This is a genomic window from Streptomyces stelliscabiei, from assembly GCF_014873495.1.
Taxonomy (GTDB): domain Bacteria; phylum Actinomycetota; class Actinomycetes; order Streptomycetales; family Streptomycetaceae; genus Streptomyces; species Streptomyces bottropensis.
Map to the genome: position 1 here is coordinate 2939774 of NZ_JADBGF010000001.1, position 11810 is coordinate 2951583.

Here is an 11810-nt window from a genome sequence, read left to right on the forward strand (position 1 = left end):
CTCAGTCCACCCTTGGGCGTACCAGGCCCGACTCGTACGCGAAGACCACCAGTTGGGCCCGGTCGCGGGCGCCGAGCTTGGCCATGCCCCGGTTGACGTGCGTCTTCACGGTCAGCGGGCTGACCTCCAGCCGCTCGGCGATCTCGTCGTTGGAGAGCCCGCCAGCGACCTGGACGAGCACCTCCCGCTCGCGGCCGGTCAGGGTGGCCAGGCGCTCCGAGCGGGCGGCGGCACCTGCGTCGCCGTCGGCCGAGTCGTCCGGCTGGGCGAGGAAACGGGCGATCAGGCCCTTGGTGGCGGTGGGTGACAGCAGGGCCTCGCCGCCGGCGGCGAGGCGGATCGCGTTCAGCAGTTCCTCCGGTTCGGCGCCCTTGCCGAGGAAGCCGGAGGCACCGGCGCGCAGTGACTGCACGACGTAGTCGTCGACCTCGAAGGTGGTGAGGATGACGACGCGGACCTGGGTGAGCGTCGGATCGGCGCTGATCAGGCGGGTGGCGGCCAGCCCGTCCGTGCCCGGCATCCGGATGTCCATCAGCACGACGTCCGCCCGCTCCCGCTTCGCCAGCCGCACGGCCTCCGCCCCGTCCGACGCCTCCCCCACGACCTCCATGTCCGGCTCCGAGTCGACGAGCACCCGGAAGGCGCTGCGCAGCAGGGCCTGGTCGTCGGCGAGCAGGACACGGATCGTCATACGGGGTCCCCCGGGGCGCTGGTCACGGTCGTGCCGCCTGCGCGGCGGTCGTGCGGGTCGTGAGCGGCAGGATCGCATGGACGCGGAAGCCGCCGCCGTAGCGGGGACCGGTGGTGAGGGTGCCGCCCAGCGCGGTGGCCCGTTCGCGCATGCCGAGGAGTCCGTGGCCGCCACCGCCGGCCGCCTCGCCCTCGCCGTCCTTCTTCGTCTGCCCGGCGCCGTCGTCGAGGACGGTGATCTCCACGTTCGGGCCGACGCGTACGACGCTGACCTCGGCCTTCGCCGTCTCGCCCGCGTGCTTGTGCACATTGGTGAGGGCTTCCTGGATGACGCGGTACGCGGCGAGGTCCACGGCGGCCGGGAGGCTCACGCCCTCGTCGGCGCGGACCACCTCGACCGCGAGGCCCGCGCTGCGGAAGGTGCCGACGAGCTCGTCGAGCCGCACCAGGCCGGGGGCGGGTTCGGTGGGGGCCTCGGGGTCGCCGGACTGGCGGAGCAGACCGACCGTGGCGCGCAGTTCGCCGAGCGCGGAGCGGCTGGCCTCGCGGACGTGGGCGAGGGCCTCCTTGGCCTGGTCGGGCCGCTTGTCCATGACGTGCGCGGCGACCCCGGCCTGCACGTTGACCAGGGCGATGTGGTGGGCGACGACGTCGTGCAGGTCGCGGGCGATCCGCAGGCGCTCCTCGGCGACCCGGCGGCGGGCCTCCTCCTCGCGGGTGCGCTCGGCCCGCTCGGCGCGTTCCCGGATGGCGTGCACGAAGTCGCGGCGGCTGCGCACCGCGTCGCCGGCCGCGGCGGCCATGCCGGTCCAGGCGAAGATGCCGATGTTCTCCTGGTCGTACCAGGGCAGCGGACCGGCGAGCATGGCCGTGCCCGTCAGCACGGTCATCGTCAGCAGGCCCACGCGCCAGGTGGTGGGGCGGTCGGTGGTGGAGGCGACGGTGTACAGGGCGATGACGGCGGACATCGCGACCGGGGCACGCGGGTCGCCGGTCACCAGTTCGGCGAGGGTGAGGGCGCAGGTGGCGGCCAGCACGACCAGGGGGGCGCGACGGCGGGCGATCAGGACGGCGGCGGCCGGCACCATGAGCGCGAGGCTCAGGGCGGCGGGGGTACGGGCGCCCCACTTGTCGCCGTGCTCGGCGTGGGGGTCGACGAAGGCGCCCGCCACCATCGCGGCGAGGACGCCGACGGCGAGGGCCGCGTCCAGGGCCGTGGGGTGCGCCGTCAGCCAGGCCCTGACGCGCTTGCCGAGAGACAGCGAGGTGGTCGGGCGCGGGTGCGTGGGGGCCGGTCGCGCCCCCGCGGTGGTGGCCGCGAGGTCGGTACCGCCCCACTCCCCCGGTCGGCCCCGTGGGCCGGTCTCCCGTGTCCGCGAGGTCACCCCGGGATCAGACCGTCGTCGCTGAGCATCTCCCGGACCTCCTCCAGCGTCGCGTCCGGGGCCGGGAGAATCAGCTCCGAGGGCTCCAGGGAGTCGTCGGGGAGAGGGGCGCCCAGCTCGCGGACCTTGTCCAGGAGGGCGTGGAGGGTGTGGCGGAAGCCCTGCCCGTCGCCGACCTCCATCTCCGCGAGGAGGACGTCGTCCAGTTTGTTCAGCTCGGCGAGGTGGGCGTCGTCCAGCCTCACCTGCCCCTCCCCCATGATCCGTACGATCATGTCGCCCTCCTCGGGGACGAGACGCCTACTTCTCGAAACGCGGAGTGTCCTGCCGCTGGGACTGCTGCTGCGGGGCCGACTGGCCCGTGCCGCCCTCGATGGCCTGCTGCTGGGCGGACGGGCCGCCCGCCAGCTCCGCCTTCATGCGCTGGAGCTCCAGCTCGACGTCCGTACCGCCGGAGAGGCGGTCCAGCTCGGCCTGGATGTCGTCCTTGTGCATGCCGGACGGGTCGTCGAGGGCACCGGAGGCGAGCAGCTCGTCGATGGCGCCGGCGCGGGCCTGGAGCTGGGCCGTCTTGTCCTCGGCGCGCTGTATGGCGAGACCGACGTCGCCCATCTCCTCGGAGATGCCGGAGAACGCCTCACCGATCCGGGTCTGGGCCTGGGCAGCGGTGTACGTGGCCTTGATCGTCTCCTTCTTCGTCCGGAAGGCGTCGACCTTGGCCTGCAGGCGCTGCGCGGCGAGGGTGAGCTTCTCCTCCTCGCCCTGGAGCGTGGAGTGCTGGGTCTCCAGGTCCGTCACCTGCTGCTGGAGCGCGGCACGGCGCGAGAGCGCCTCGCGGGCCAGGTCCTCGCGGCCCAGCGCGAGCGCCTTGCGGCCCTGGTCCTCCAGTTTCGAGGACTGGGACTGGAGCTGGTTGAGCTGGAGCTCCAGACGCTTGCGGGACGTGGCCACGTCGGCCACGCCACGGCGCACCTTCTGGAGCAGCTCCAGCTGCTTCTGGTACGAGTAATCGAGGGTTTCGCGCGGGTCCTCGGCCCGGTCAAGGGCCTTGTTCGCCTTCGCGCGGAAGATCATCCCCATACGCTTCATGACACCGCTCATGGGCTTCGCGCGCCCCCTTCTGACGGAACTCCAGCTCACAGGTCTGCGACAGAACCCACAGTACGGGCCCTGCTTCTATTACCGCACTGTTCGGGGACGGATGCGCTCATCCCCAAGGACGACTGTGTACGGCACCGCTCCGGCGTAGGGAGTAGGTGGTCCCCGGGGTCGCGTACGAACCGGTCCCGCGGAACACCGGGCCTCTCCTACGGACGAACCGTCACCGCGCTCCCCCTTTTCCGGTACCCGGGCTGCCCCGGCCACTGTCGCCCCACCTCTGTCTCCAGTACGGACGCCGGGTGTTGCCGGATCGTTCCCCACTCGGCTGGGGTCCATGCCCCGGCACCCCGTACCCTTGGGTTTTGTGTTCCGTAGCCGCGCCAAGAGCGAGAAGGAATCGGCCGCCGACAAGGCGGCGGTGACCGACTCCCCGCAGACCCGTCACCCGCAGGCCCCCAAGGGGCGGCCCACTCCCAAGCGGAGTGTGGCCCAAGGCCAGCGTCGAAGCGTCGCCCATACGCCGACGACGCGCAAGGAGGCCGCCAAGCGCTCCCGCGACGAGCGCCGCTCCGCCATGGAGAAGCAGCGCCAGGCGCTGGCCACCGGCGACGAGCGGTACCTGCCCGCCCGGGACAAGGGCCCCGTGCGCAGGTTCGCCCGTGACTTCGTGGACTCGCGCTTCCACATCGCCGAGTTCTTCCTGCCGCTGGCCGTGCTCATCCTCGTGCTGAGCATGGTGCGGGTGGCCTCGCTGCAGAACATCGCGCTGCTGCTGTGGCTGTTCGTGATCGTGCTGATCGTGGTCGACTCGGTCGCTCTCGCGTTCCGTCTGAAGAAGCAGCTGAACGAGCGCTTCCCCGACGCGAACAAGAAGGGCGCGGTGGCCTACGCCCTGATGCGCACGCTCCAGATGCGTCGCCTCCGGCTGCCGAAGCCGCAGGTCAAGCGCGGAGAGCGGCCCTGAGCACGACCCCTTTCTCCGGAAGTGCGGCGCAGGCCTGGCTGAACCGGCTGGGCACTCTGCGTGAGGTCGTACGGCAGGAGCTGGTCTCCCGGCAGGTCGACGAGCAGATAGCCGGACGTTTCCCGGTCGGGCAGCGGCTCCGGGTCCTCGACGTGGGCATGGGGCAGGGCACGCAGGCGCTGCGGCTGGCCCGTGCCGGGCACGCGGTGACCGGGATCGAGCGAGAGGCGAAGTTGATCGCCGTCGCCCGGGAGGCGCTCGCCGCGGAGCCCGAGGGCATCCGGGGTCGGGTGCGGATCGTGGAGGGCGACGGCCGGGACACGGGCGTGCACTTCCTGCCGGGCAGTTTCGACGTGGTGCTCTGTCACGGCGTGCTGATGTACGTCGAGGAGCCGGACGCGCTGCTGGCGGGGCTTGCGCGGATGCTGGCGCCCGGGGGGTTGCTGTCCCTGCTCGTGCGCAACGGCGACGCGCTCGCGATGCGGGCGGGGCTGGCCGGGGACTGGGCCGGGGCGCTGGCCGCCTTCGACACCACCGCGTACCGCAATCGGCTCGGGCTGGATGTGCGGGCGGACCGACTGGCGACGCTGACGGACGCGCTGGCGGGGATCGGGGCGCCGTTGCACGCGTGGTACGGGGTGCGGGTGTTCACGGATCTCGCCGCGGACGACGCGGTGGTGCCCGACGGGCAGGGGAACCTGGAGGCGCTGCTCGCGGCGGAGGAGCGGGCGGGGCGGACGGATCCCTATCGGCAGGTGGCGGCTTTGCTGCACCTGTGCGGGGTGCGGGGCTGAGGGACGCCCGGCAGCTCGGGGGGTGCGGGTCTCGTCGGCGGGTGGCGGTCCGGTGGGGCTTGTCGCGCAGTTCCCCGCGCCCCTAGAAGCATCAGGCCCTGTGAGCGTGAAAGCCCAGCCCTGCGAGCCAGGAAGACACGGCCCTGCGGGCCTGAGAAGCACGGGGTGCAGCCCCTGCTTCTCAGGGGCGCGGGCAACTGCGCGACCAGCCCCCGACCACCCGCACCCGTCCACGAACCCCCGTCCCCCGGGCTCTCCCACGGGGATCGGGGCGGAGCCCCGGACAGGGACCCCGCCCCACCGCGGAGCGCTACGCCTGCAGGCTCATCGGGCCGTAGATCTCCGTCGTGTCCTCGAAGAGGCGGACCTGGTCGGCGCCGCCCTCCAGAAGCTCCTTCCAGTGTTCCCCGATCCACGACTCGGCGTCCCCCTGGGTCGTGAACTCCTCGGGCTGGACCGCGGGCTGGACCTCCGCCCCGTCGGCCTTCTCGAACCGCCACAGCCATGCCGCCATGTGAGCCTCCGTAAGTACCGGCCCGGCACCGCACACAGGGTGCCAAGCAAGATCCGGTTCCTCCCCTGAGCCTAGTCGGACGCACAAGACCTGCGGGTGGTCATCGGGACACGCGAAAATCGGGGGCGTGGAACTGACTTTGCTCGGCACCGGCGCCCCCGCGGGGCTTCCCCGCCCCGACTGTCCGTGCGCGGCGTGCGCGACCGCGCTCGGTGATGCCGCGCGCGGGGCGACCGCGCTCCTCGTGGACGGCGCACTGCTGCTCGACCTCACTCCGGGCGCCGCCCTCGCGGCCGCGCGCGCCGGGCACTCCCTGACCGGGGTGCGGCAGGTACTGCTGTCGCACCCGCACGACGGACCCGCCGTGGAGGTGCCGCCGGGGCTGCCGCAGCCGGGCCGGGTGCCGGACGGGCGGGAGCTGGCGCTGCTGACCGGGCACCGGGTGCGGGCGCTGGCCCTGGACGCGCCGGGCACCGGGTACGCGGTGACCGGGCCGGGCGGGCAACGCCTGCTGTACCTGCCGCCGAGGGGCGCGCCCGCCGGCCTGGAGGAGCACGCCGCACAGCCGTACGACATGGTGCTCGCCGACGTCCTCGGGCGGCCGGACGCGCTGGCGCGGCTGCGGAGGGCGGGTGCCGTCGGGCCGACGACCGATGTCGTGGCCGTCCACCTCGACCACGACGTGCCGGCGGACGGCGAGTTGCCGCGCCGGCTCGCGGCGGCGGGCGCGCGCGCCGTGCCCGACGGGACGACGCTGACGGTGGGCGCCTACGAAAACGTGCCCGACGTACCGCGCCGCACGCTGGTGCTCGGCGGGGCGCGGTCGGGGAAGTCGGTGGAGGCCGAGCGGCGGCTGGAGGCGTTCCCGGACGTGCTCTACGTGGCGACCGGCGGGACGCGGGGCGGCGACGGGGAGTGGGCCGAGCGGGTCTTCGCCCACCGGGAGCGGCGGCCCGGTTCCTGGCGCACCGTGGAGACCTGCGACCTCGTCCCGCTGCTGAAGGAGGACGACGGGCCGCCGCTGCTCATCGACTGTCTCTCGCTGTGGCTGACGGACGCGATGGACGAGGTGGGGGCGTGGGACGACGCCGAGTGGGCCGACGGCGGGGAGCGCGCGCTCCGGGCGCGTGTCACCGAACTGACCGACGCCGTACGGCACACGCGCCGCACGATCGTCGCCGTCTCCAACGAGGTCGGCTCCGGCATCGTCCCCGCCACCGCCTCCGGCCGTCGCTACCGCGACGAACTCGGGCGGCTCAACGCGGCCTTCGGGGCGGAGTGCGAGCACGTGCTGCTGGTGGTGGCGGGACAGGCGCTGTCCCTGCGGGGGTGAGGCACGGGTTCGCCCCTACGGGAGTGAGGTACGGGATGGGGAAGCGGGCGGGGGCACGGGATGGGGAAGCGGGCGGGGGCGCTCGTCACGTGGTGCGGCGCGCGAGGATGCGGTGCGCGCGGGGCGGGAGCGGGGTGCAGGGGCGGGCGGTGAGGATCTCGTAGCCCAGGGACCGCAGTTCGGTGAGGAGGTTGCGCAGGGGCATGAGGTGGAGGGGGCGTGGCCGGTCGCGCGGCCTCCAGTAGCGGCGGTCGCCGAGGGTCAGGGAGCCGAACGGGCGGGCGGGGTCCGGGACTTCGAGGAGGAGATGGCCGCCGGGGCGCAGCACGGTGTGGGCGGCGCGGAGTTCGTCGCGGGGGTCGGCGGTGTGTTCGAGGTGGTGGAACATGCTGACCACGTCGTAGCGGGCGCGCAGCCGGGCGGTGATCTCCGGGTCGGTGAGCAGGCCCTGGTACCCCTCCTCCACCCGCCCGGCCTCCCAGGCCCGTTCGATGCGCCGGGTCGGGTCGAGGCCGTCGAAGGAGGTGTACGGGTGGATCGCGCGCGCGGCCGCCGGGAAGTGGCCGTGTCCGGTGCCGACGTCCAGCCAGCTCTCCGGTTCGGAGTACGGCAGCAGTGCGCGGGCGGCGCCCCGGTGGTGTCCGCGGCGCCGGCGCTCGTCGGGAGCGGTCCGGTCGTCGTCCGCTCCGGGGTGCTGGTGGTGTCTGAGCAGCAGGCCGTCCGCCGTGGGCCGGGGGTTCTGGAAGGCGTGCGCGCAGTCCCGGCACTCGTCCACCGCGAAGGTGCCCGGGGTGCGCCGCCTGCCCTCCGGCGCACGCACGCGGGTACGCAACTGCCGTGAGCCGCACCAGGGGCAGTCGTCGCGGCGCGGTTCGTGGAAGGGGTCGGCTCCCGTGGCGGGTCGGCCGGGCTCCGGCCGCGGGGTGGGGGGCATGGCGGCTCCTGGGAACGACGGGATCGCGTACGCGACCGGGGTGACGACGTACGGACATTCGCACCGAAAAGGTACGTAGGTGAGCGGGATCCCGGGCGCAACGACGTGCCCGTGGCGCGGTGGGACGTTCGCCGGTCGCGGGGGCACGGTGTGGCGCGGTCGTGTTCGATCGCTGCCGGTACTGTTCGGCGAATGAGCTCGCTTAATCTCGACGACTTCACCGATCTGATCGAGCGCCCCGACGGCGGGGTGCGCCGCGACGCCGAGGCGCGGCGGGAGCGGCAGATCGTGCCGCCCGGGGCGCTGGGCCGCCTCGACGAACTGGGTGAGTGGCTGGCGGCGGCGCAGTCGGCCGTGCCGGTGCGGCCGATCGGCCGGGCCCGGGTGCTGCTGTTCGCGGGCGACCACGGGATCGCCGGACTCGGGGTCTCGGCGCGGGCCGCGGGCACGGCGGACGAGCTGGTGCGGGCCGTCCTCGACGGGAGCAGCCCGGTGGCGGTGCTGGCCCGCCAGCTCGACGTCCCGGTGCGCGTGGTGGACCTCGCGCTGGACTGCGACCCCGAGGCGCTGCCCGCTGAGGTCGTCCGGCATCGGGTGCGGCGCGGGTCGGGGCGTATCGATGTCGAGGACGCGCTGACGGCCGAGGAGGCGGAGGCCGCGTTCCGGGTGGGTGTCGCCCTCGCGGACGAGGAGGCGGACTCCGGGACCGATCTCGTCGTCCTCGGCGACGTGAGCGTCGGCGGGACCACGGCGGCGGCGGTTCTCGTCGCCGGGCTGTGCGGGACCGACGCGTCCGTCGTCACCGGGCGGGGCGGCCGGGCGATCGACGATCTGACGTGGATGCGCAAGTGCGCGGCGGTCCGGGACGCCCTGCGGCGGGCCCGGCCGGTGCTCGGGGACCAGCTGCAGCTGCTCGCCGCCGTCGGCGGGGCGGATCTCGCGGCGATGACCGGGTTCCTGCTGCAGAGCGCGGTACGGAAGATGCCGGTGATCCTGGACGGCGTGGTGTCGGCGGCGTGCGCGCTGGTCGCCCAGCGGGTCGCCTTCCGGGCGCCGGACTGGTGGCTGGCCGGGCAGAGCAGCGGGGAGCCGGCCCAGGCCAAGGCGCTGGACCGGATGGCCATCGAGCCGCTGCTCGACCACGGGGTGAAGGTCGGGGAAGGGGCGGGGGCGCTGCTGGCGCTGCCGTTGGTGCGGGCCGCGGCGGCGTGGGCGGCGGAGCTGCCCGAGCGCGAGCCCGACCCGGCGGAGCCGGACACGACGGAGCCGAAGTCGGCGAAGCCGGCCGAGGAGTACGACGCGACCTGAGTCGACCTCAGTCCCGGCCGGGGGGTCGGTTCCTCGGGTGCGGGTGAGTGGGGGCTGGTCGCACAGTTCCCCGCGCCCTTGAAAAGCACGGGCTGCGCCCCGAGCTTTTCAGGGCCGCAGAGCCTCAGCTTTTAGGGGCGCGGGGAACTGCGCGAGAAGCCCCACCGGACCCGCACCCGCCGCCCCACCCGCACCCCCGATCCCGCCCGCATCCGCGACCCTCACACGCAACCGGACGAGCGGGCCGGGAGAGACCGGGATCACGTGGGTCCCGCTCAACTTCGTACCTCTCCGGGCGGTCTTCGACCATGGCGGGCGGAACTGCGCGCCAGGTTCCTGGAGTCGCACGGACGAGGTCGCACGGATGAGGACGGACCGTTGAACAGGGCCGCCCGTCTGGCCCGCGCCGAATGGGGCCGCCTGTACGGGGCCGTGCTCCCGGCCCTGACGGGCCGTCGCCTGCGGGCGGTCCCCCTGACGCTCGCCGCCGTCTGCCTCGCGGCCGCCGTTCACCTGGTGCACCGGCAGCCCTGGGGCTACCGGTTCGTCGAGGACGTCGGTGCCGTGCGGGCGGAGGACCCGCTCGGGCTCGCACTGCTGCGGACACCGCTCTCCCTCTTCGTACCGGCGCTGGACCTGCCCGTGTGGGGTGCGCTGGCGCAGATCCTGCTCGTGTTCGGGGTGGCGGAGATCTGTCTGGGCCGACGGCGGACCCTGGTGATCGCGTACGTCGCCACGCTGGCCGGCACGCTGTACGCGCGCGTGGGCATCGCGCTCGGGCCCGACGTCCTCCTGGTCGGGCTGCCCGCGTCGGACGCGCGGGTCGTGGACACCGGGCCGTCGGCGGCCGTGGTGGGGCTCGCCGTGTTCGTGGGGTGGCGTCACCGGGCGTACCTCACGGCGGGGGCGGTCGTGGTGGCGATGGTCGTCGAGGTGCTGGTGAAGGAGAACCTCGCGGGCAAGGAGCATCTGGCGGCGATCGCGGCCGTGCTGGTGGTGTGCGGGGTCGTTGCCGCGCGTCAGCGGCGCTCCGGCCGCTCGGCCGGCTCCGGCGGGCCTGTGCGCCCGGTCGGGTCCGACGGGCCGGCCGGGAGCGCGGGGCGGCGGGCCGCGGACTCCAGTTCCGGTGCCGCGTCCGGGGCGCCGCCGATCCAGTCCTGCAGCCGGCGGCTGGGGCCGGTCCAGCGGCGGTCGTGGCGGTAGGCGCGCTTCCAGGAGCGGGCGCGGGCGCGCGGGCGGCGGCGGTAGAAGCGGCGGGCCCAGGCGGAGGTGGGGCGGGCCAGACGGACGGCCCCGACGACGGCGACGAACGGGATGATCACCCCGAAGATCGCGGTGCGGGCCTTGCCCTTGGCGAGGGCGATCAGGGCGACGAGGAAGTTCGTCCCCATGGTCAGCATGACGGCTCCCCGGTCCTGCAGCTCCTCCTCGTCGAGGTCGTTGACGCCGAAGGGGAGGAAGCCGACGAGCAGCAGGCCCACGAGGGCGGCCGTCAGGACGACCACCTCGACGCTCTGACGGCCCTCCTCGCTCCAGTACACGTCGTCCAGGTGCAGGATCAGCGCGAACTCGTCCAGCACCAGCCCCACCCCCATGCCGAACAGCACGGCGGAGATCAGCGCGCCGAAGCCGTGCCCGTCGCCCGCCACCGAGCCGAAGCCGCCGACGACGGTGAGGACGATGCCGGGGACGACGTGGTGGATGTGCACCCCGCCGCTGCCGCTGATGTTGCGGAACGGGCCCTTGCCCGCACGGATCAGGCGGGTGATGACCCGGGTGATCAGGAAGGTCAGGACGAACGCGGTGAGCGCGAGAAGCAGGGGCAGTTTGCCCGGCTCGATGATGTTCCGCTCCCACCAGTGACCCATATGCGAACTTTATCCACGACCGCTCCCGGCCGCTCCCGGCCGCCCCCGGCCGCCGCCGAGGCCGTCGGCTCCGCCGGGTAGCCTGCGCCGGTGTCCACGACCCCCGAGCCCTCCCTCCCGCCCCGTCCCGCGCTCCTCGACGGCCCGCGTTTCGCGTTCGGCACCCTCACCGTGCTGCCCGTGAGCGTGCGCCGCTGGGACCGGGAGGCCGCGCGCGCCGGGATGCTGTGCGCGCCGGTCGCCGGCCTGGTCGTCGGTCTGGGCGCGGCCGCGCTCGGCGCCCTCCTGCTGCTCCTCGGCTCCGGTCCGCTGCTCGCGGCCGTGGCCTCCGTCGCCGTACCGGCCGCCCTCACCCGGGGCCTCCACCTGGACGGGCTCGCCGACACCGCCGACGGCCTCGGCAGCGGCAAGCCCGCCGAGGACGCCCTGCGGATCATGAAGCAGTCGGACATCGGGCCGTTCGGGGTGGTCACCCTCGTCCTGGTGCTGTTTGCTCAGGTCGCCGCGCTCACCGAGGCGTACGGCGAGTCCTGGGCGCTGGGCGCGCTCGCGGCGGCCGTCTCGGCGACCGCCGCGCGGCTGGCACTGACCCTGGCGGCGCGCGCCGGCGTGCCCCCGGCCCGGCCGGAGGGGCTCGGGGCGGCGGTGGCGGGGGTGGTGCCGGTTCGGTCCGCGCTGCTCACGGCCGCCCTGGTCGGATGCGCGGCGGCGGGCGCGGGGGCCCTCCTCGGGCCCTACGACCTGGGCCGTACGGTGCTCGCGGTCGTCGTCGCCTGTGGTGCCGCCGAGCTTCTGCTCGGCCACTGCGTACGGCGGTTCGGCGGGGTCACCGGTGACGTCTTCGGGGGCCTGGCGGAGACGGCGGCGACGGCGGCCCTCGTCGTGTTCACCCTGGGGTGATCCCCGAGGGGACCTCCAA

At 74.2% G+C, this 11810-nt stretch carries 12 protein-coding genes; 5 read left to right on the forward strand and 7 right to left on the reverse strand.

Annotated features, from left to right (window positions below; translation table 11 throughout):
• Position 1 precedes the first annotated feature (1 nt).
• From H4687_RS12895 to H4687_RS12910, 4 genes are all read right to left on the reverse strand, one after another.
• Positions 2-691 (reverse strand): response regulator, encoded by a 690-nt coding sequence (locus tag H4687_RS12895; RefSeq protein ID WP_046914251.1) that lies wholly within the window; start codon positions 689-691, stop codon positions 2-4.
• A gap of 22 nt (positions 692-713) precedes the next feature.
• Positions 714-1952, reverse strand: coding sequence for a sensor histidine kinase (locus H4687_RS12900; RefSeq protein WP_097251437.1), 1239 nt, complete (start codon positions 1950-1952; stop codon positions 714-716).
• Positions 1953-2071: 119 nt separating this feature from the next.
• On the reverse strand, positions 2072-2350 hold the full coding sequence (gene pspAA / locus H4687_RS12905) for a PspA-associated protein PspAA (protein WP_005478354.1): 279 nt from the start codon (positions 2348-2350) through the stop codon (positions 2072-2074).
• Positions 2351-2375: 25 nt separating this feature from the next.
• Complete coding sequence (locus H4687_RS12910; protein WP_078531418.1) at positions 2376-3176, reverse strand: PspA/IM30 family protein; 801 nt, start codon at positions 3174-3176, stop codon at positions 2376-2378.
• 334 nt (positions 3177-3510) lie between these two features.
• On the opposite strand from H4687_RS12910, the gene H4687_RS12915 reads away from it, so the two are divergent.
• Complete coding sequence (locus H4687_RS12915; RefSeq protein WP_179860141.1) at positions 3511-4140, forward strand: DUF3043 domain-containing protein; 630 nt, start codon at positions 3511-3513, stop codon at positions 4138-4140.
• 80 nt (positions 4141-4220) lie between these two features.
• Positions 4221-4934 carry a class I SAM-dependent methyltransferase gene (locus H4687_RS12920; protein WP_028796922.1) on the forward strand — a complete coding sequence of 238 codons (714 nt, stop codon included), beginning with the start codon at positions 4221-4223 and terminating at the stop codon, positions 4932-4934.
• 310 nt (positions 4935-5244) lie between these two features.
• Here H4687_RS12920 and H4687_RS12925 read toward each other — a convergent pair whose 3' ends face one another.
• Entirely contained in the window at positions 5245-5448 is a 204-nt protein-coding gene (locus tag H4687_RS12925) for a hypothetical protein (protein ID WP_046914254.1), read from the reverse strand.
• Positions 5449-5575: 127 nt separating this feature from the next.
• Between H4687_RS12925 and H4687_RS12930 the strand changes: the two genes are divergently transcribed.
• A complete protein-coding gene (locus H4687_RS12930) occupies positions 5576-6781 on the forward strand; it encodes a bifunctional adenosylcobinamide kinase/adenosylcobinamide-phosphate guanylyltransferase (RefSeq protein WP_046914255.1) in 1206 nt (401 codons plus the stop codon).
• A gap of 85 nt (positions 6782-6866) precedes the next feature.
• On the opposite strand, the gene H4687_RS12935 is transcribed toward H4687_RS12930, so the two are convergent.
• Entirely contained in the window at positions 6867-7715 is an 849-nt protein-coding gene (locus H4687_RS12935) for a class I SAM-dependent methyltransferase (RefSeq protein ID WP_050399112.1), read from the reverse strand.
• 192 nt (positions 7716-7907) lie between these two features.
• On the opposite strand from H4687_RS12935, the gene cobT reads away from it, so the two are divergent.
• Positions 7908-9023, forward strand: coding sequence for a nicotinate-nucleotide--dimethylbenzimidazole phosphoribosyltransferase (gene cobT, locus H4687_RS12940; RefSeq protein WP_046920019.1), 1116 nt, complete (start codon positions 7908-7910; stop codon positions 9021-9023).
• Between the two features lie 1019 nt (positions 9024-10042).
• On the opposite strand, the gene H4687_RS12950 is transcribed toward cobT, so the two are convergent.
• Positions 10043-10891 carry a hypothetical protein gene (locus H4687_RS12950; protein ID WP_046920309.1) on the reverse strand — a complete coding sequence of 283 codons (849 nt, stop codon included), beginning with the start codon at positions 10889-10891 and terminating at the stop codon, positions 10043-10045.
• 90 nt (positions 10892-10981) lie between these two features.
• Between H4687_RS12950 and H4687_RS12955 the strand changes: the two genes are divergently transcribed.
• Positions 10982-11791 (forward strand): adenosylcobinamide-GDP ribazoletransferase, encoded by an 810-nt coding sequence (locus H4687_RS12955; RefSeq protein ID WP_050399113.1) that lies wholly within the window; start codon positions 10982-10984, stop codon positions 11789-11791.
• The last annotated feature ends 19 nt before the right edge of the window (positions 11792-11810 follow it).

Coding starts and splice junctions, on each gene's coding strand:
- H4687_RS12950 (WP_046920309.1), bottom strand. CDS start 10,891: ATGGGTCACTGGTGGGAGCGGAACATCATCGAGCCGGGCAAACTGCCC.
- H4687_RS12895 (WP_046914251.1), bottom strand. CDS start 691: ATGACGATCCGTGTCCTGCTCGCCGACGACCAGGCCCTGCTGCGCAGC.
- pspAA (WP_005478354.1), bottom strand. CDS start 2,350: ATGATCGTACGGATCATGGGGGAGGGGCAGGTGAGGCTGGACGACGCC.
- cobT (WP_046920019.1), top strand. CDS start 7,908: ATGAGCTCGCTTAATCTCGACGACTTCACCGATCTGATCGAGCGCCCC.
- H4687_RS12935 (WP_050399112.1), bottom strand. CDS start 7,715: ATGCCCCCCACCCCGCGGCCGGAGCCCGGCCGACCCGCCACGGGAGCC.
- H4687_RS12925 (WP_046914254.1), bottom strand. CDS start 5,448: ATGGCGGCATGGCTGTGGCGGTTCGAGAAGGCCGACGGGGCGGAGGTC.
- H4687_RS12915 (WP_179860141.1), top strand. CDS start 3,511: ATGCCCCGGCACCCCGTACCCTTGGGTTTTGTGTTCCGTAGCCGCGCC.
- H4687_RS12910 (WP_078531418.1), bottom strand. CDS start 3,176: ATGAGCGGTGTCATGAAGCGTATGGGGATGATCTTCCGCGCGAAGGCG.